The sequence below is a fragment of the Paraliomyxa miuraensis genome, assembly GCF_026337845.1.
Taxonomy (GTDB): Bacteria; Myxococcota_A; Polyangia; order Nannocystales; family Nannocystaceae; genus Paraliomyxa; species Paraliomyxa miuraensis.
The window spans coordinates 109,977-128,541 of the sequence record NZ_JAOVZF010000163.1; the positions used below are offsets into that span (position 1 = coordinate 109,977).

Annotated in this window: 13 protein-coding genes; 3 read left to right on the top strand and 10 right to left on the bottom strand. The window is 69.4% G+C overall.

The window, feature by feature from the left end; all coding sequences use genetic code 11:
* Window positions 1-15: 15 nt before the first annotated feature.
* Both OEB96_RS40660 and OEB96_RS40665 read left to right on the top strand, forming a co-directional pair.
* Window positions 16-732, top strand: a complete 717-nt coding sequence (locus OEB96_RS40660; protein ID WP_266222320.1) for a tRNA (adenine(22)-N(1))-methyltransferase — start codon at window positions 16-18, stop codon at window positions 730-732.
* A gap of 55 nt (window positions 733-787) precedes the next feature.
* Complete coding sequence (locus OEB96_RS40665; RefSeq protein WP_266222321.1) at window positions 788-3,151, top strand: response regulator; 2,364 nt, start codon at window positions 788-790, stop codon at window positions 3,149-3,151.
* On the opposite strand, the gene OEB96_RS40670 is transcribed toward OEB96_RS40665, so the two are convergent.
* The 4 genes from OEB96_RS40670 to OEB96_RS40685 all read right to left on the bottom strand — a co-directional run bounded on the left by OEB96_RS40670 (window position 3,117) and on the right by OEB96_RS40685 (window position 13,189).
* Window positions 3,117-4,823 carry a response regulator gene (locus tag OEB96_RS40670; RefSeq protein ID WP_266222322.1) on the bottom strand — a complete coding sequence of 569 codons (1,707 nt, stop codon included), beginning with the start codon at window positions 4,821-4,823 and terminating at the stop codon, window positions 3,117-3,119. The two genes, OEB96_RS40665 and OEB96_RS40670, sit on opposite strands and share 35 nt — an antisense overlap.
* A 351-nt stretch (window positions 4,824-5,174) precedes the next feature.
* Window positions 5,175-10,571: a trifunctional serine/threonine-protein kinase/ATP-binding protein/sensor histidine kinase gene (locus OEB96_RS40675; RefSeq protein WP_266222323.1), complete on the bottom strand. Its 5,397-nt coding sequence runs from the start codon at window positions 10,569-10,571 to the stop codon at window positions 5,175-5,177.
* A complete protein-coding gene (locus OEB96_RS40680; RefSeq protein WP_266222324.1) occupies window positions 10,555-11,913 on the bottom strand; it encodes a tryptophan 7-halogenase in 1,359 nt (452 codons plus the stop codon). Before OEB96_RS40680 ends, OEB96_RS40675 begins: the two co-directional genes overlap by 17 nt.
* A gap of 55 nt (window positions 11,914-11,968) precedes the next feature.
* Window positions 11,969-13,189, bottom strand: a complete 1,221-nt coding sequence (locus tag OEB96_RS40685) for a cytochrome P450 (RefSeq protein WP_266222325.1) — start codon at window positions 13,187-13,189, stop codon at window positions 11,969-11,971.
* Window positions 13,190-13,288: 99 nt separating this feature from the next.
* Between OEB96_RS40685 and OEB96_RS40690 the strand changes: the two genes are divergently transcribed.
* Window positions 13,289-14,722 (top strand): SagB/ThcOx family dehydrogenase, encoded by a 1,434-nt coding sequence (locus OEB96_RS40690; RefSeq protein WP_266222326.1) that lies wholly within the window; start codon window positions 13,289-13,291, stop codon window positions 14,720-14,722.
* A gap of 11 nt (window positions 14,723-14,733) precedes the next feature.
* Here the strand turns inward: OEB96_RS40690 and OEB96_RS40695 are convergent, their stop codons facing one another.
* The 6 genes from OEB96_RS40695 to OEB96_RS40720 form a co-directional block, all read right to left on the bottom strand.
* The gene (locus tag OEB96_RS40695) at window positions 14,734-14,856 is read right to left on the bottom strand and encodes a hypothetical protein (protein WP_266222327.1); all 123 of its coding nucleotides are present in this window, start codon (window positions 14,854-14,856) and stop codon (window positions 14,734-14,736) included.
* A gap of 8 nt (window positions 14,857-14,864) precedes the next feature.
* Window positions 14,865-15,869: an Rpn family recombination-promoting nuclease/putative transposase gene (locus tag OEB96_RS40700; protein ID WP_266222328.1), complete on the bottom strand. Its 1,005-nt coding sequence runs from the start codon at window positions 15,867-15,869 to the stop codon at window positions 14,865-14,867.
* A gap of 405 nt (window positions 15,870-16,274) precedes the next feature.
* Entirely contained in the window at window positions 16,275-16,868 is a 594-nt protein-coding gene (locus OEB96_RS40705) for a HesA/MoeB/ThiF family protein (protein WP_266222329.1), read from the bottom strand.
* On the bottom strand, window positions 16,859-17,149 hold the full coding sequence (locus OEB96_RS40710; protein WP_266222330.1) for a hypothetical protein: 291 nt from the start codon (window positions 17,147-17,149) through the stop codon (window positions 16,859-16,861). Before OEB96_RS40710 ends, OEB96_RS40705 begins: the two co-directional genes overlap by 10 nt.
* Window positions 17,150-17,153: 4 nt before the next feature.
* A complete protein-coding gene (locus tag OEB96_RS40715) occupies window positions 17,154-17,558 on the bottom strand; it encodes a Mov34/MPN/PAD-1 family protein (RefSeq protein WP_266222331.1) in 405 nt (134 codons plus the stop codon).
* 2 nt (window positions 17,559-17,560) lie between these two features.
* A complete protein-coding gene (locus OEB96_RS40720) occupies window positions 17,561-18,562 on the bottom strand; it encodes a hypothetical protein (RefSeq protein ID WP_266222332.1) in 1,002 nt (333 codons plus the stop codon).
* Window positions 18,563-18,565 lie beyond the last annotated feature (3 nt).

The window sequence follows — 18,565 nt, forward strand, 5'->3', positions numbered from 1 at the left end:
CCGATTCCGAGCCCGATGCCGGCCAGGCTCCGGCCGCTCTCGGCCCGCCTCCACGCGGTGGCGCAGGCCATTCCCCCGGGGTCGCGCGTGGCCGACGTGGGCACCGACCACGCGCAGCTGCTGGCGTGGCTGCGGGCGAGGGGTCGCATCGCGGCGGGGATCGGCATCGACGTGGTCCCGGGACCGCTCGAGCACGCCCGCCGCACGCTGACGGCCGCGGGCATCGAGGGCGTGGAGCTGCGGCAAGGGGATGGGCTCGCGCCGCTCTCACCCGGCGAGATCGACGTGGTCGTGCTCGCGGGCATGGGAGGCGCGAGGATCGTGCGGCTGCTGCAGGCCCAGCCCGCGCGGGTCGAGGGTCTGCGGGCGCTGGTGCTCCAGCCCAACACCGACTGGATCGGCGTCCGTCGGCTCGTCGCAGAGCGGGGCTGGAGGCTCACGGGCGAGCGCATGGTGGAGGATCGCGGCAAGTTCTACGTGGTGCTCACGGTGACCCCTCGACGCGGGCCCGCCAGCGCGTGGAGCGACGATGCGCTCGTACTGGGACCGCGGCTCCTGGCCGACCGGGCGCCCACGTTCGTCGCCTGGCTGCGGCACGAGCTGGCGAGGACCGAGCGCGCGCTCGTCAGGGCGGGCCGCGCCCACGATCGCTGCGATGTCGGTCCCTCGCCCCGCGAGGTGGCCCTGCGAACCCACGCCGAGCGCCTGCATCGGGTCCTGAGCGCGCCGTAGCGCCGATCCCCGAGCCAACACCTCCCATCGGGTACGATGCCATCGTCGCTGCCCAATGCCCACGCGCATCCTCTTCGTCGACGACGAGCCCGACCTCGAGTCGTTGCTCCGGCAGAAGTATCGCAAGCAGCTGCGCCACGGGGAGCTGCAGGTCGCGTTCGCGGGCCATGGTCGCGAGGCACTCGAGGTGGTCGCGGCCGCTCGAGAGGGCTTCGATCTCATCGTCACGGACATCAACATGCCCGTGATGAACGGGCTCGAGCTGCTCGACGAGCTCCGCCGGCTCGACCTGTCGGCGCTGGTGCTGGTGCTCTCGGCCTACGGTGACATGGCCAACATCCGCACCGCCATGAACCGCGGCGCCTTCGACTTCCTCACCAAGCCGATCGACTTCGAGGACCTTCGCATCACCACCGACAAGGCGCTGTCGCACCTCCACTCGCTGCGCGAGCGCAGCCGCCTGCAGCACGAGAAGGCGCAGCTCGAGCAGCGCGCCAGCTTCGTCCGGGAGACCTTTGGGCGCTACCTCGACGACGCCGTGGTGCAGACCCTGCTCGACGAGCCCGAGGGTCTACGCCTGGGCGGGGAGCGGCGCGCGCTGTCGATCTTGATGTCCGACCTGCGGGGCTTCACCTCGCTGTGCGAGCGCCTGCCTCCCGAGTCCATCGTGGCGCTGCTCAACAGCTACTTCGGCGCGATGATCGACACCGTGCTCGCTCACGGCGGAACCATCGACGAGCTGCTCGGTGACGCAATGCTGGTGGTGTTCGGCGCGCCGCTGCACCAGGCCGATCACGCAGACCGGGCGGTGAGCTGCGCCATCGCCATGCAGCGAGCGATGGAGGCGGTCAACGAGCGCAGCGCGGCTCAGGGATTGCCCCGGCTCGAGATGGGGATCGCGATCAACACCGGCGAGGTGGTGGTGGGCAACATCGGCTCGGACCGCCGCACCAAGTACGGCGTGGTCGGCAGCCACGTCAACCTCACCGCGCGCATCGAAGCGCTCACGGTGGGCAACCAGGTGCTCATCTCGGATCACACCCTTCGCGCTTGTGGCCTCGAGCTCGACGTCGTGGACCAGGTCACCTTCACCGCCAAGGGATTCGAAGAGCCGGTCACCGTCCACGAGATCCGCGGGGTCAAGGACGACCCCGCTCGCACGCTCGCGAGCATCGAGGACGAGCCGCGCCAGCTCGCCCCGGAGCTGCCCGTGCGGTTCTCCGTGAGCGGCCATGCCGGGCGGCAAGAGTACGAAGGAGCGCTGGTGGCGGCTTCGTCGACCACCTGCGAGCTCCGCACCGCCGCCGCGGAGACACTACCGCCCCGCACCGCGGTGGCGCTGCGGCTCCACGACGACGAGGGCCGGCCGAGCACCACCCACGGCAAGGTGGTGGAGCGAGCGAACGACGACCGGGTGCGAGTGAGGTTCACCGCGCTCGCGCCCGCCGTGGCGGCTCGATTGCGCAGGCTGACCGCCGAGAGCACGGCCGGGCGCGCCGACGAGCCCGCCGACAAGACCATGCTCTCGGCACACGACACGCTGGCGCTCGACATCGACCCCGAGGCGCTGTTCGCCGCCTACGAGTCCGGCACGGCACCCGTCGCCCTCCCGGGCCAGCCTCCCGATCCCCTGGCAACCCAGAATCACCTGGCCACGCTCGGCTTGATGATGGCCGGGGTCGCCCACGACATTCGCAATCCGCTGGGCTTCGTCGTCAACTTCTCCGATCTGTCGATGGAGCTGGTCGAGGAGCTCCGCACCGGGATGTCCTCGCAGCCCGCCACGGAGGCCGCCGCAGACGTCGAGGACGCGCTCACCGGACTCGAGGACAACCTGGGGAAGATCCGTGCCCATGCGGAGCGGGCCACCGATCTCATCCGCACCATGATGGACACGGTGCGAGGAACTCGAGGGCCGGCCAAGGACATCGAGCTCAATCCGGTGATCTCGCGGCACCTCGACCTGTTCGAGGCCAGCCTGCGCACGGTCGAGCCAGAGCTCGACGTCGTGCTCGAGCGCGAGCTCGATCCGGCCGCGGGACGAGTGCGGGTGGCCCCGCAGGACGTGAGCCGAGTCGTGCTCAACCTGGTCCAGAACGCCTGCGATGCCGCCCGGGCCAAGGATCCCGCGCTGCGCGACGGCTCTCCGCCGCGCGTGGTGGTCAAGACGCGCGATCGCGGAGACGAGGTCGAGATTCGCGTGTACGACGACGGCATCGGGGTGTCCGAGTCGCTGCGCGCCGCGATCTTCGATCCGTTCTTCACCACCAAGGGCAGCAAGGACGGGCTCGGGCTCGGACTGGCGCTCATCCGCGAGCTCATCGAGGCGACCGGAGGCACGATCTCGCTGCACAGCGAGGAGGGAGCCTTCACCGAGTTCGTGGTCACTCTGCCACGTGCGGGAGCATCGGCGACATGACCGAGAGCCGTCCGTCGCGCGGACCCGCGCGCAGGCCGTGCTCGCGAAGCGCGGTGACCAGCTCGCGAGGCTGGATCGGCTTGGTGACGTAGCCATCCATGCCCACGGCCAGACACCGCTCGCGATCCTCGAGCATCGCATGGGCCGTGAGCGCCACGATCGGGAGGCGACGGCCTCGTCCCTGCTCCCGTCGGCGGATCTCGACCGTTGCCTGCAGCCCGTCCATGCGGGGCATCTGCACGTCCATCAGCACCAGATCGTAGCCGTCGAGCTCGACGCACGTGACGGCCTCGTGGCCATCGCACGCGAGCTCGACGTGGCACCCCAGGTTGGACAGCAGCCTGTGCGCCACCCGCCGGTTGATGGCGTTGTCCTCGACGACGAGCACGCGCATGCCCCGGATGATCTCATCGGCCTCGCCGTCCAGGCCCCCCTGCCCGTGCACCCGATCCGAGTGCTCGGCCGCCGCTGCCTCGTCGGCCGCCGGCAACGGCAGCTCGAACCAAAACGTTGACCCGCGCCCTGGCTCGCTGAGGACCCCCCGCGTGCCTCCCATCATCTGGACCAGCTCGCTGACGATGGCCAGTCCCAGCCCCACCCCCTCGCGCAGCCGCGTGGTGGAGCCGTCGACCTGCTGGAACGAGTCGAACACGCTGGGCTGCTCGTCCACCGCGATCCCGATGCCCGTGTCCTCGACCGAGCAGTGGATCCTCGCCTCATCGCCGCCCGCCGCTCGCGCCTCGACCCGCACTCGAACGTACCCCCGGTCGGTGAACTTGATGGCATTGCCGACGAGGTTGATCAGGATCTGCCGCACCCGCTGCTGGTCGCCGAGCACCAGCGGCGGCAGGTCGAGACCATACGAGGCCCGAAGCTCGATCCCCTTGCGGCTCGCCGACACCTCGAGCGAGGTCAGCACGCTCTCGACCAGCTCGCAGAGGCGGAACGGAGCGCGGCGCAGCACCAGCTGGCCCGCATCGATCTTGGAGAAGTCGAGGACGTCGTCGAGCAGCCCCAGCAGGGCCACGCCCGAGTCGTGCGCGATCTTGGCGCACTCGTGCTGGTCGTCGCGCAGCGGAGTGTCGAGGAGGATTCCCAGCATCCCCAGGACACCGTTCATCGGGGTGCGGATCTCGTGGCTCATGTTGGCGAGGAACCGGCTCTTGGTCTCGACGGCGTTCTGGATCGCCTCGCGGGCCCGCTCCTGCGCGAGGAACGAGCGCTCCTGGGCCACCTCGAACACGTGGGCCATCGCGGTCAACGAGATCACGATGAGACACAGGCCCATGACCCACGCTCCGTTGGCCGCCGCATCGCCGGGCGTGCGGGCTGCTTGCCACGCGAACGCAGCGATCCCAAGGCCACACCAGACCCAGCCTCCCCGTCGGCCCGACGCGAACGTCACCATGACGGGGAACACCAGCGGCCCGAGGATGGGCGGGTCGTAGAGCCCCTTGCTCTCGAGCAGGGTGACGGAGAGCAGCGCTGCCATGGTGTGGCCCGCCAGCCCCGCGAGGCCGCGAGTGCGCACGAGCCACAGCACCCCGAAGAAGCCGAGCACGGCCAGGCCGAGCGCCGCGACCAGCAGCAGGCGACCCCGCTGCACGTACTCGATCGCCATCACGGGCACCAGGCCGATGCCGATCCACGCGAGCGCGACCGCCACTCGCATTCGGCGCAGACGCTCGCCGCCCGCCGCTCTCACCGCGGGGGGAACCCAGCGATCGACGAATGCCGACAGCCGCGATCTCAGGCGAGACTCGCCTTCGATGCCACGGCGATACTCTCCCACGATCGAGCCCTAGCACGTTGCGGCCCTCGCATGGGCCATCCGACGCAACGTGGCACCAACTGGCAAGGCCCGTCGATGCCGCGAACGGCCACGACCGAAATCGCGGTGTCTACCACCCCCAGTGGGGGGCCCCAGTGGGGGCCCCAACTGACCCTCAATGGGCCGCCGCCGGCCATCAGGCCGTCCGCAGCTCCGCGTCGCCCGCCGGCTCCCGCGCCACCCCCGAAGGCATCAGGACGTGCGAAGGTCCTTGGGCAATCGCACCGTCAGCTCCGTGTACTCGCCCAGCACCGTTCGTACCCGCAGCTCACCGTGGTGCTGCAAGGTGACGATGTCGTTGCTCACCGACAGCCCCAGCCCGATGTGACCCGAGCCAGCGGGTCGGGTGGTGAAGAACGGCGTCTTGAGGTGTGGCAGGTGCTTGGGGTCGATGCCCGTGCCGTTGTCGCGGATCACGACCTCGAACCACCGATCGCCGTCGATGGTGCGGATGGACAGCCGCGCCTGATGCTCGGGCTCGCTGCGACGACGGTCCTCGAGCGCGTCGTAGGCGTTGTTCAGCAGGTTCACCAGCACGCGCCCGAGGCCCTGTGGAACCACCGTCTGCATGCCCAGGGAGGCATCGAGGTCCTTGAGCACGTCCACCTCCCACGAGCCCTGCGCCACTCGACCGTGGTAGACGACGTTGCTCAGCTCCTCCACCTGCCGGTTGACGTCGACCTCGCTGAGCTCGTTGCCTCCGCCCTCGGCGAGCACCTTCATGCTCTCGACGATCCCGTCGGCGCGCCTTCCGTAGTGGCGGATCTTCTCCATGTTGCCGCTGATGTCCAACATCAGCTGGTCGAGCTCGCGGAAGTCGTCGCCCCCCAGCACCCGGCCCTCGTGGTCCCGCAGCTCGGCCGACAGCTCGGCCGACAGCTCGGCCGAGACCTCGGCGAAGTTGTTGATGAAGTTCAGCGGGTTCTTGATCTCGTGGGCGATGCCCACCGACAGCGCACCCATCCACGCCATCTTCTCCTGCGCCACCAGCTGATCTTGCGTGCGCAGGATGTCACGCGTGCGCTCCTCCACCTTCTGCTCGAGGGTCTGGTTGTAGGCCTCGAGCGAGGCGTAGAGCGTGGCATTCTCGATGCTGATCGCGGCCTGCGAGGCCAGCACGCGCAGCACTCCCAGGCGATCGGAGGTGAACGTGCCCTCGCTGAGGTTGTTCTCGAGATAGAGCACTCCGCTCACCCGCCCTTGCTGGAGGATGGGCATGCACAGCACCGACTTGGGGCGCTGCTCCACGACATAGGAATCGGCGGTGAAGCTCCCCCGTCGGGTGGCGTCGTGGAGCACCACGGTGGTCTTGGCATTGATCGCGTACTGCACCATGGACACGCACAGGTCCCGGCTGCCGACCAGCGGCTCGCCCTGCGCCAGGATCTCCTCGCGCTGTCCGACCACGCCCTTGGCCACGATCGTCCACGTGCCCTCGTCGTCGAGCACGATCACCCCTCGCTGGGCCCCCGCGTTCTCGATCACGATGCGGACCAGCTTGCGCAGCAGCTCGGGCAGCGCGATCTCTCCCGAGATGGCCTGCGAGGCCTTGAGCACCGACGCGAGATCGAGCCGATCGGCGCCCGCACGGGTGGTGGCGGTGGTGGCGGTGGTCGTCGCATGCACCGTGGTGATGACGTTGGAGTCGAGGATGCTGGCCCCCGAGCCCGTGCTGCCGAAGATCTCGGGGAACTCGGCCTCGAGCGCCTCGACCTTGCGCTTGGCCCCCCACAGCTCGTAGGCGTAGCGTGCATCACGTACATACATCCGCGCGATGCGACCGTGGCCGGTACTGCGGGACAGCCAGTAGCGCGCGGCCAGCTCGCAGCCGAGCGCCTCGTCCTGCACGAACTCCTCGGTGCGCGCCCCCTCGATCGCACGCTCGTAGAGGTCGATGGCGCGGGGATCGCCCTCCACCCGAAGCAGCTCGGCTTCCAGCAGATCCGCCTTGTGTCGAACGTTGGCGGGCGCGGACTCGGCCCAACGACGAAGCTGGGCCAGATCCTCCCGCACCCAGGCCAGGGCCTCCGCGCGTGGCTGCGCTTCGAGCCCGTCGCACAGCTGGAGCTGCGCCAGCGAGCGATGGAGCCGATGCTCGATGAGCTGCACGTGGTTGACGATGAACGCGAGCTGGTCGTCGACGGCTCGCGCGCTCGCCAGCGCCGCCTCGGGCCGGCGAAGGATGAGCTGGGCCTGCGCCTTCAAGATGTGCAAGAAGCACAGCGCCATGGCGCTATGGTGGGTCTGGCACAGCCCCCGGAAGCTCGCCTCGCTCAGATCTCCCGCGGCATAGTCGTCGGCGTCGCGTGTCTCCCCGGCCAGGTTGCTCAGCACCAGCTGGTGGGCGAGCATGCCGTTCAGTGCGCCCTGGTTCTTGGTGCGCTGTACGAACGCCAGCGCCTCGGGCACGCCCGCCAGCAGCGCTTCGATGTTCTTGCCGCCGAAGCACTCGTGGCTGAGCTGATACATCACGAGGTAGCCGGCCCACAGGATGTCGCCGGCCTCGAGCCCGGCACGATAGCCCTGGTCGAGCACGGCCAGCGAGCTGCGCACGTGCTCGACCCACGGGATCAGCTCCGAGCCCGCCACCAGGCACGCGGTGGCCGTGGGCGCACGAGGGTGGAACTTGTCGCACAGCCGCAGACCCAGCTGGCCGAACTCGTGACCCTCACGGTATCGCCCCATGAACGCGCCGAGGATGAGCCCATAGTTGGCGAACGACAGCGCCGACTCGGGCGCATTGCCGTGATCGAGCGACAGCCCCACCGAGAGCGCCGTGAGCACCGGGAACAGCGCCTGATTGGCGAGGAACGCAGCAATCGTGAGGTGCCGAATCGCGAGCTGGGCCATGCGCACGTTGGGGTCGGTGGCGTCGGGCTCGTCGTAGAGCGACGCGATCGGGCGATCGCCGATCTTGCCGACCACTTGGCCGAGCATGGCCGGCCCCGCCGCCTGCAGGTCGTCGAGCGGCAGCTCGACCCCCACCAGGGCCAGCAGGCGCTGCCCGGCCGCGATGGCCTCGGCGAACATGGTGCGCATCGTGTACTGCACGACGAGCATGGCGTGCACCTCGGCCCGCTCGAGGTCGGTGCGCACGTTGGTGAGCAGCCCGTTGACCAGCTCCTCCGAGCGCTCGAAGTCTCCCAGCAGGTACTCGACCTCTGCCAGGCGCATGTCGATCTCTCGGGACAGCTCGTAGGCGTCCTCCCAGGGGTGGGCCGGCAGCGCACCGCGAGCGACCATCAGGTACTGCCGCGACGCGACGTAGGCGGTGGACTCCTTGGCGCGCCGACCGGCCTCGGCCGACAGCTCCACCAGCCGCCGCAGCTCGGCCGGCTCCGCGAGCAGCTCGCGACCAAGACCGAGGTGATCGACCACCTCGAACAGCCGCTCGGCCAGCCGCTTGGGCGGCAGCGTCTCCAGCAGGCGCCGGCCGATCTCGAGATGGAGCGCCCGCTCCTGCGCGGGCGTGAGCAGCGAGTACGCCGACTGCTGCACGCGATCGTGCTGAAACCGAAACCGCCGGATGACCAGCGCCGACGACGTCTCCTGGGGATCGAGCGCCTCGAATTCCGACAGCGGGAGCACCAGGCCCTCCTCGAGCGCGGGCAGCAGGGCCTCGAACGTCCTGGCCGGGTCTTCGCCGTGCACGAGCGCGAGCGTCTCGAGCTCGAAGTGGTTGCCCACGCACGCCGCCAGGCACAGCGCATCCCGGCTCGACTCGGGCAGGCGGCGCACCTTGTCGGCCAGCAGCTCGACCACGTTGTCGGTGATCTCGGCCGCCTCGATGCGCGCGACGTCCCAGCTCCACTCCCCCGCCAGCGGCGCCGAGCCGGTCGTGCCACCGCGCGTCTCCTGGGCCGCCGTGTGCACGATGAGCCCCTCGTGATGCAGCATCTCGAGGAACTGTCCCACGAAGAATGGATTGCCCTGGGTCTTGGCCAGCACCAGCTCGGCCAGCCGCTCGACCCGCTCGGGATCCTGCTGGAAGGTGTCGGCCACGAGCTGGGTGAGATCGGGCAGGCGCAGCGGCGAGAGCTCGAGCGCTCCCACGCGCACGCCCTGCTCGCGCAGACGATCGAGCGTCACCACCAGCGGGTGCAGGGCGTCGACCTCGTTGTCGCGGTAGGCCCCGATGAGCAGCAGGCTCTGAGGGTCGGCGTTCCCCATCAACAGCTCGATGAGCTTGAGCGAGGCCGAGTCGGCCCACTGGAGGTCGTCGAGGAAGATCACCAGCGGTCGTCCTCCGCCGCAGAACACCCGGATGAAGCTCAGGAACACCAGGTTGAAGCGGTGCATCGCCTCGGCCGAGCCGAGCTCGGGCACCGGCTCGGTCGGTCCCACGATGAGCTCGATGTCGGGGACCACCTCGACGATGACCCGTGCGTTGCTCCCGAGCGCCTCGAGCAGCTGCAGTCGCCACTGCTCGAGGCGCTGCTCGCTCTCGCTCAGCAGCTGGCGTACGAGATCGCGCAACGCCGCGACCACGGCCGAGAACGGCACGTTGCGCTGGAGCTGATCGAACTTGCCGGCCGCGAAGTAGCCGCGATGCTCGGTGATGGGGGCATGGACCTCCTGGATCAGCGCGGACTTGCCCACGCCCGAGTAGCCGGAGATCAGCATGATCTCGCTGCCTCCCGCGCCGACGCGCGTGAAGGTCTCGAGCACGGTGGCGATCTCGGCCGCGCGCCCGTAGAGCTTCTGGGGGATGTGCAGGCGCTCGGAGCGATCCTCTCGGCCGGGCTCGAAGTCGTCCTGCGACGCGCCGGACCCCAGCAGGCTCTCGCATGCATGGAGATCGGCGAGGATGCCCCAGGCGCTCTGGTAGCGCTCCTCGGCCGCCTTGGTCATCAGCTTGCCGATGATCCGCGACAGCGCCAACGGTACCGTCTCCCGAACCTCGTGCGCGGGAACCACCTCGCGAGCGATGTGGCAGTGCACCATCTCGATGGGATCGTGGGTATCGAACGGGAGCCGCCCCGTGGCGAGGTGATGGAGCGTGGCACCGAGCGAGTAGAAGTCGGTGCGATAGTCCATCGAGCGGCTGGTGCGGCCGGTCTGCTCCGGGGACATGTAGGCCAGCGTGCCCTCGAGCACCTCGGGGCTGCGCAGCACGGGGTTCTCTCGCGACAGGCGCGTGGCAACCCCGAAGTCGATCAGCTTGAGCTGCCTCGTGTCCGGGTTCCACACCACATTGGAGGGGTTGATGTCCTTGTGCACCACGTGGTGGGAGTGGATCTCGTGGAGCGCTGCGGTGAGCTGCTTGGCGATCTCGAGCACGTCGAGCAGCGGTGGAGGCCCGTGGTCCAACAGCCGCGCCACCGCCTCCCCCCCAAAGTCCTCGAGCGCCATGATCAGCGTGTTCTGGTGCTTGCGCAGCTCGTACGCCGCGATCACGTGCTCGCAGGCGAGCGAGCGGGTCACCTCGAACTCCTGCCGATAGCGGGTCAGCTCGACTGGCGATGGGTAGTCCTTCTTGAGCGCCTTGAGGATCACGGGCATCCCGTCGGACCTGCGCGCCCGCAGGACCAGGGAGCTGCTGCTCTCGTGGAGCGTGTCGAGGATCTCGTAGTCATCGATGCCCTGCATGATGTTCCTCTTCCACCGGGAGCCACCCGATGCCTTGACCAACCTGCGCCACGTTGAGCTCGGAGAAGTTGCCGAAGGGTCGGTAGTTGCGCAGCCGCGGGAACACCTCGCGCACCCACTGCTCGCGATCGGCGATGCGATCGAGGTCGTCGACGCGCAGCCCCTGGGACGACCGCGCCAGCTCGAGGAAGCGCTCGACGTCGGCCGCAAGCGCTCGATCGTGGGCCGCACGGGGGAAGCAGCCGCGCGCCTGGGTCCAGAACCGAGAGTCGTGGCGCGAGCCCGCCGCGTAGTGCCAGGCCAGGAACACCGCGTTGCGCCTCACGTAGGACGCGAGCCCCTGGTTGAACGACGCGAGCCGGGCCGCGGCTGCGTCTGCGGCTGCGTCTGCTCCGGCCAGGGGCCGGGGCCGGGGTCGGGGCCGGAGCCGGCGCGCCCCGGACGGCCGATCGCGGACCCACTGGGTGAAGGAGCGCAGCTGGAAGATGATGGTGCCGATGCTCAGCGCCTCGAGCGGCTCGGTGAACGAGGCCGTGTTGCCCACGCGCATCAGCGCGCCGTCGAAGGTCGTGCGGCGCACGAAGTTGGGAAACCGCAGCAGGCGTCGCTCTCCCAGCGGCTCGCCCCCCTCTTCGTGCAGCAGCGCCTCGAAGTCGGCCTCGACCTCGGCGCGGCTGCTGATGGTCTCGTCGTGCACGTAGCCCACCGAGGTGCGGTCGCCGAGCGGAATCAGAAACACCCAGCCATGGGGGCGTGCGACGTTGCGGGTGACGTCGGGGCACTCGGCCGGGGGGGCCAGCGGGGTGGAGAACTGCACGAGCGCCGCATTGGTGGGGATGCAGCGCAGCGGCTGCACGTCGGGATCGTCTCGTCGCGGAAACCCGCGGGCATCGAGCACGTAGTCGCACCCGAGGCGCGTGCCGTCCTCCAGCTCCACCGTCGCGTGGGTGCCGTCGCTTCGCACCGCGGTCACGAACGCATCGAGCCGCTCGGCCCGTATGCGCTCGCCGAGCACCTCCACCAGCAGCCGGGCGTCGAAGTGATAGGCGTGCTCCCCCGTGGGCTGGAACCAGTGCAAGAAGCGCGCGCGGTCGCGGCCCCATCCCTCGAAGCACCCCGCGCGCTTGGTGGTGGCGTGGCAGCGGGCCCGCAGCTCCGCGAAGCTCGGCCCTCCGATCTGGTCCAGCCAGCGTGGCACGGCGGGAGTGGTCGACTCCCCCACGCCGATGATGGGGACCCGCGACGAAGACACGTGCAGCAGCTCGGCCTTCGGCAGGGCCCATGTGATGTGAGCGGCGGCCATGGTGCCCGCCGTGCCGCCCCCGATGACGACGATCCTCATGCGAGCACCACGGAGGCGAGGAGCACGGCGCGCATCGGCGGCAGCATACGACGTCTCACCCGAGCCGCTCCACCACGAACCGATCCCCGAGCCGGTGCTCGTCGAGGGGCCGCAGCACGTGCTCTCGCACGAGCACCGCACAGGCTTCGACCATCTGCACCGTGGCCAGGCGGCTCGCCGCGCAGGTGCGGGGCCCGGCGCCGAACGGCAGGAATGCGAAGGCGGGAATCGTGGCGCGCGCGGGCGAGGAGAACCGGTCGGGCCAAAAGCGCGTGGGCTCATCGAAGCTGCGGGGATCGTGATGCAGCACGTGCGTGCACACCCATACCCCCGTGCCGGGCTCGAGCCGCTCGCCCGCGAGCTCGAACGGCGTGATCACCTCGCGGTAGAGGATGGGCGCCGGAGGATGGACGCGCATCGTCTCCAGCAAGACCCGCTCGAGCAGCGATGGTTCATCCGTCGCGGTCCCCGGCGCGCTCGAGGCGAGCTCGAGCCGCAGGCGTCGAGCCAGCGCGGGCTCCCGCGCGAGCATCCGCAAGCAGGACAGCATCACCGTGGGTACGGTGTGGTGTCCCGCGAAGAGCATCTGGATCAGCTCGTCCACGACCGCGTCGCGGGGCAGCCCCGTGGCCAGCGCGAAGGACAGCGCGTCGCCTCGGTCGTCTCCGCGTCGCGCTGCCTCGTCGATGATCGCCACCGTGACCGGCATGGTGGCCGGCGCCCGCGGCCGTGTGAGCGCCAGCGGCACGTCGCCGGGGGCGACCGCCGTGAAGTCCTCGCCGTAGGCCTCGCCCATGGGTACCGTGCCCGAGCGGGGCGCGGGTGCCTGCGGCGTGGTCCATCCCTCGACGTCGGTCCCCAGCACGAAGCGCGCGGCACTGGCCGCGGTGAGCTCGCGTAGCGAAACGCGGAGATCGACGGCCGTCCCCGAGGACCATCCCTGCACCAGCCGCTGCGCGTGCGCCCGCACCACCGTACGATGGGCCTGCACGCGCGGGGGACCGAACACCCCCCGCAGCCGAGCCCGGCGCGCGCGCCAGGCCTCGCCTTCGAGCGTGGTCAGGCCCTCGCCCCAGTGTCCGCGATTGGATGCTCGCAAGAACCCGGGCTTGCCCAAGTGCTCGACGTGCTCCACCAAGGCCGCGCGCACCAGCTCGGGCCGCGCCAACAGCACGGCCGAGGTCCCGCCCAGCCACACGCGCGGCAGCCCGGGGTCGGCCGCCCGCGCGGCCAGCAAGCCCAGTGGATCGCGACGCAGCGCGTCACGATCGTCCATGAGGCTCGCCGCGGTCGCCACCGCGGTACCCTAACCCGCCGGCGCTCGGCATGCATCGGGGTCGCAACCCCGGCCGAGCCCCACCAGGATCGTCCCACCATGAGCGAGGATCTCCGCGAGGTGTTCCGGCTGTGTGCCGAGTCGACCCTCGAGCTCGATCCGCTCCGAGGGGCAAGGGTCCGCGGGCCCGCCGGTCGGCTCGTGCTGGGCGAGCGACTCCCTGGTCTCGACGTGGTGCTCGAGCGCATCGCCACCACCGGTGCCACGGGGCGAGAGTTGCTCGAGCTGCATCGCAGCGCTGCCCCCGACGGCAAGCCCACGGAGATGATCGCCCTGCTGGGCCGCCTGGCCCGCGGCAACGTCCTGTGTCGCACCCTCGAGTGGCAAGGATCCGCGCTGCTGACCGTGCGTGCCAGTGATGCCTCGCGCGGGCGCTGGGCCGTGGCCCCCGAGCCCGCCGCGGTGCTCCAGCTCTCGCGCTTCGTCCGGATCCACCGCGAGGGGACGGGGCTGTGGCTCGAGTCGCCCCTCACCTCGGCGCGGGTGCACGTGCACGACCGGCGCGTGGCCGCGTCGTTGCACGATCTGGCGAGCCCTTCCAGCCTCACCGCCCTGGCCGCGCACGAGGGGTTGCCGGGTCCGGTCCTGGGGGCAGTGGTGGGCATGCTGCTGGTCGGTGGATTCCTGGTGCGCATCCCGAGCAAGGGGCTGGCATCCGAAGATGCAGAACCAGGCCTGGGCATGTGGGATCCGGTCGAGCTCCTGGCTCATCACCGTGCACGCCAGCCACGATCGGGGGTGCCCATCGGCAAGCACTTGCCGTTCGCCGGACGCTTCGAGCCTCCACCCGTGCTCGCGCCCCCCTGCGGACGCGAGCGCATCGCGCTTGCGTCGCCCGACCTCGACGATCGCCGTCATCACGATCCCCCCCTGGCCGCAGTGATGGAGCAGCGGCGCTCGCGACGAGAGCATGCGACCGCGCCGATCGACGTCGACGCGCTGGCCGAGCTGTTGTTTCGCACCCTGCGGGCTCGTGCGATCACACCTGGAACGCCCGACGAGCGCCAGGGTCGCAGCGACCGACCCTACCCCAGCGCTGGCGCCTCGCACCCCCTCGAGGCCTATCTGGCGGTGGGTCGCTGCGAGGGGCTCGACCGTGGCTTCTACCACTATCACCCGCAGCAACACGCGCTCTACCGCGTCGAGACCCATGGCGAGCCCGTGCAGGCGCTGCTACGCGATGCAATGACGGCCAGTGGCGCCGCCGATCCACCTCAGGTCTTGCTGGTGCTCGGCGCCCGCTTTGGACGCACCGCGTGGGCCTACGGTCACCTCGCGCATCGCTTGATCCTCCAGGAGGTCGGGGTGGTGCTCCAGTCGGTCTACCTGGTGGCGACCGCCATGGGCCTGGCCGCGTGTGCGCTGGGTACGGGCGACAGCTCGCGCTTCGCTGCGATCACCGGCCTGGACCCGAGAGTGGAGGCATCGGTGGGCGAGATCATGCTCGGCTCGGCTCCGGCCGAACTCGAGTGATCCGCCGGTCGTCACGCTCGTTGCCGGAGCTCGCCCGGCCCGAAGACCTCGTCGAGCGAGGCAGCCGCAACCGCTCGTCGAAACCAGCGTTCGAGCGCTCGTTCGTCCTTGGTGGAGAGGATGCGTCGGCGCATGGCAGGGGTCAGCGGCAGGACCGTAGCTCGAGGACATCGAGCAACGACCGGGCGCGGCCCCTGGCAAGACCCTCGGTACGCCCCTGGGCAAGACCCTCGGTACGCCCCTGGGCAAGACCCTCGGCCCGGCCCTTCTGCATCCCTTTCTGCATCCCTTTCTGCATCCCTTTCTGCAAGCCCTTCTGCATACCCTTGCGCATACCCTTGGTGATCCACGGCTTCATGAGGATGTCTTCGTCGTTCATGGGTCGATTCTCCGGGTTGATGACACGACGCAAGGTCGCGTGAATCGGCGATCCTTCTTCGAGTGCACCATTGGTATAGGCCCAAAGCGTGGCGACGTCATCTGAGTACTTCGGGTCCAGCAAGCGCTCGAGCAGCGGGACGAGACTCGCGGCCCGCTCCTCGGTATTCGCGCAAGGGTTCTCGTATGCGTAGAGCAACGCACGCGCGAGTTCGACGAATGCCGCGGAAGGTGTAGCGGCACATGGATCATCGAGGACCGGGCGACGAAGATCATCGATGAGCATCTCGAGCTCGACGGGCGTTCCGAAGGCCGCACGGACCACGGGTGGAAGATCCACGATCTGAGAGAGCCGAGTCGGCGTGGCCCATGCACGGGGCTGGAGCATGACGATCGGCAGGATGAAGGGCAGCGTCTTGGGCTGCCTACCCCGGCGCTCGAGGTGACGGCTCCAGATGTGGACGAGATACTCGAGCTCTCGCCACGGCATGAGACGATCGGGAGAGGATTGGTGATCGAGCGCGATGTAGATCGTAATGCGGTGCCTCGTGCCGCGCAGGCGTACCGTGAACAGGAGATCGGAGCTCCGTCGAGCCAGCTTCGGGCCAACGTAGTCGGCCGAGACCTGCTCGAGGGTGCGAAGGTCGAGATACTCGAGGCACCGCGGTGGAAGCACGTGCCGCAGGAGGATTGACACCGTGTCGGCACGAGAGAACACACGCCGAACGAAGGCATCGTGGATGTTGCGGGGACGCCGACGGCCTCTCATGGGCCCAGGACCCTGCGAAATCGATACCGAGAGGTGGGTCGAAGGATCTCGATGAGTTGGCGAAGCGATGCTTCGAAGGTGGTCCGCCCGTTGGCCGGGTCGTGGCCAATGGATGGGCCGGTGTGGCTCGAAGGTGCTGGTTTCGAGGGATGATGGAGGAGGCTCACGCGTGGCGCAGAGCGGCCTACGACGGAGTGAGTTCGCTCGGCATCGCTCGTACCCGCGTCGATCGTCCCCGATGACCGGCGCCGCGTCGAGCGGGGCGAGAGGAAGTAGTGCCTGTCCGAGAGGGCGAGCGGGAGATGTTACAGGACTCGAACCTGTACCTTCTGATCCGTAGTCAGACGCTCTACCAGTGAGCTAAACGCTTGTATGCTGCACCCGATTGGACAGGCATCGTCGAGCTTAGGAGCCGGGCTCGCGGGTGTCAAGCACCATGCTCTGCGACGGCAAGAGCTGGGTGCTGACCTGGCGCCGATCGCCGACGTAGAGCGCGATGGCCTGGGCCAAGGTCGCCGCCGTCTGGGCGATGAAGGCCAGGTGCTCGCCCCCCTCGCAGGTCTCTTGCCCGGGCGTGTCCTCGCCGTCGATCACGAACAGGTGGTCCCAGACCACGCGCCCGAGCTCGCCATTGGGCGCCAGCGCACCGTGCACGCACGCAATGCCACGCTCTCGCACGAACTGCTGCACCAGGGTGCGGGCCTGCGCATTGTCGAGGCAATCGACGACCAGCTCGGCGTCACCGAGCAGGGCCTCGGTGTTGTCCGCCGTCAGACGATGGGGAACCGCGTCGATCTTGACCCCGAACAACCCCTGCATGAGCTGCTGCAGCGCCTGAGCCTTGTTCTTGCCCGTGCCCATGCGGGTGTGGAACTGCGCCAGCAGGTTCTTGGCCTCGATGCGATCGAAATCGATCACTCTCCACTGCACGGGCAGAGTCCGACCGAGCTGGACCACATGAGAACCGAGGGCCCCGACCCCCACCACGACTATTCGCATGGGTTGATTCCGCGCGAGGCGTCGCCGAGGAAGGCGCCAAACGGAGTCGGCGGACGCACGTAGATGCGGTCCTCGGGGACCTGCTTGTTGGCGGGGAACCGGTCGACCACGAAGCGGTGAAGCTGGACGTTGTGGGTCTTGGTGATGCCCGGGACGCTGCCGGAACGGACCGCCTCCGTCGCCCACTGCAGGATCTCCTTGTCGGAGGCGTGCCAGCTCACGGGATCGGGCAGGTCGCCGTTCTGGCCATTCCAGGTGATGTTCAGTCGTGCGTAGCGCATGGTCTCAGCTCTCCTCTCGAGCGCTCGAATCGGTCGCGGGCCACGAATGGCGACGCAGGGGCTCGACCCAGGCGTGGGGCACCGGGTCGGGATGGCAGCGGTAGCCACGAGGATCGGTCGGGTCGTGCGAGCAAAGCATGACCTCGGTCGGGGTGACGATCCACCACGATAGACGCCGACCCAGGCCATCCTCACAGGCACGGAAGGTCACCAGATCGATGCTCGAAGGCTGGTCGACGCCGGCCGGATGGGTGTGCGCGACCCCGGCCAGGCGCTCTCGACCGTTCCACAGCACCATCCAGAGGTCCCGGCTGTCGGGAATGGAGGCCGCGGTCCGCCCGGCGGGAAGATGCCAGTACGTGGGCTGATCGTCGTGGTCGATGACCACCGCGGCTTCGGCGACTTCCATGGCTACCACCTGAGGATGACCAGCTGGTTCTGGCGCTCGGCCTGGGCGATGACGGCGGGCAAGGACGCCAGGGTGAAACGATCGTCGCCTCGCTCGCCGCTGCGCGAGTCGGTGAGGCAGATCCCGGCCTCCACGATGCGCAGGCCGGGCACGCGAACCACCGAGCGAAAGCGCCGGCCGAGGTAGCGGAAGCTGACGATGGCCTGACTGGCACTTCGACCCTGGGTCCAGTCCAGCAGCTCCGCCCCGGCCTCGGCGAGCACGCGCCGTGCATGCTCGCGCTCGCTGCCGATGCTTCGGTTGCCGGCCCGTCGCCGGCCACGAGCCTCCTGCTGGCGCCGCCGCTCGAGCGCCTCCTGGGCCAGCCGCTCGCGCTCGGCCGCCTGCGCTCGCTCGATGCGGCGTCGCTCTTCCTCCTCCTCGCGCCGTCGCTGCTCCTCCTCGCGACGCTGCCGCTCCTCTTCGGCCCGGATCTGCTGCTCTCGCTCGTCACGCCACCAGCTGTGCCAGCGGTAGACCATGTGCAAGGCGGGGGTCACCCCGGCCACGTGATCGATCGAGGGCCTTCGATCCTCGAACGCCTCGAGCACGTCACCCTCGGGACCGAGGGGGAACTCCGGCTGCAAGTACACCAGGCGCTCGTCGTGAACCGCGGCCTGGATGCGACTGAAGCGATCGAGGCCCGGCTCGAGCAGGTGGACCACCCGGGTGCGCTCGATGATGCGCGCGCTGTCGAGCTCCAATGCCACGTCGTCGGCCATCAGCCGGTTGCCGATGAGATATCCGCAGATGCGCTCGCTCCTGGCGAACAGCTCGGGGTCGGCCACGGCCGAGGCGCCGGTCCGGGCCTTGCGACCGCCGGTCACGCTGAACGAGTACCACCCGTGCTCGGGGGGCAGCGGGCCGTCGATGGTCCATCGCCGCACGCCCGAGACGATGCGTCGACCCCCGAGCCACGGGGCCACGACGGTCTCGTCCTTCTGGAGGAGATCGGCCCAGCCCATGGC

What these genes read in the sequence shown, in the direction of transcription:
- OEB96_RS40660 (WP_266222320.1), top strand. Translation starts at nt 16, where the DNA reads ATGCCGGCCAGGCTCCGGCCGCTCTCGGCCCGCCTCCACGCGGTGGCG.
- OEB96_RS40665 (WP_266222321.1), top strand. Translation starts at nt 788, where the DNA reads ATGCCCACGCGCATCCTCTTCGTCGACGACGAGCCCGACCTCGAGTCG.
- OEB96_RS40670 (WP_266222322.1), bottom strand. Translation starts at nt 4,823, where the DNA reads ATGCGAGTGGCGGTCGCGCTCGCGTGGATCGGCATCGGCCTGGTGCCC.
- OEB96_RS40675 (WP_266222323.1), bottom strand. Translation starts at nt 10,571, where the DNA reads ATGCAGGGCATCGATGACTACGAGATCCTCGACACGCTCCACGAGAGC.
- OEB96_RS40680 (WP_266222324.1), bottom strand. Translation starts at nt 11,913, where the DNA reads ATGAGGATCGTCGTCATCGGGGGCGGCACGGCGGGCACCATGGCCGCC.
- OEB96_RS40685 (WP_266222325.1), bottom strand. Translation starts at nt 13,189, where the DNA reads ATGGACGATCGTGACGCGCTGCGTCGCGATCCACTGGGCTTGCTGGCC.
- OEB96_RS40690 (WP_266222326.1), top strand. Translation starts at nt 13,289, where the DNA reads ATGAGCGAGGATCTCCGCGAGGTGTTCCGGCTGTGTGCCGAGTCGACC.
- OEB96_RS40695 (WP_266222327.1), bottom strand. Translation starts at nt 14,856, where the DNA reads ATGCGCCGACGCATCCTCTCCACCAAGGACGAACGAGCGCTCGAACGC.
- OEB96_RS40700 (WP_266222328.1), bottom strand. Translation starts at nt 15,869, where the DNA reads ATGAGAGGCCGTCGGCGTCCCCGCAACATCCACGATGCCTTCGTTCGG.
- OEB96_RS40705 (WP_266222329.1), bottom strand. Translation starts at nt 16,868, where the DNA reads ATGCGAATAGTCGTGGTGGGGGTCGGGGCCCTCGGTTCTCATGTGGTC.
- OEB96_RS40710 (WP_266222330.1), bottom strand. Translation starts at nt 17,149, where the DNA reads ATGCGCTACGCACGACTGAACATCACCTGGAATGGCCAGAACGGCGAC.
- OEB96_RS40715 (WP_266222331.1), bottom strand. Translation starts at nt 17,558, where the DNA reads ATGGAAGTCGCCGAAGCCGCGGTGGTCATCGACCACGACGATCAGCCC.
- OEB96_RS40720 (WP_266222332.1), bottom strand. Translation starts at nt 18,562, where the DNA reads ATGGGCTGGGCCGATCTCCTCCAGAAGGACGAGACCGTCGTGGCCCCG.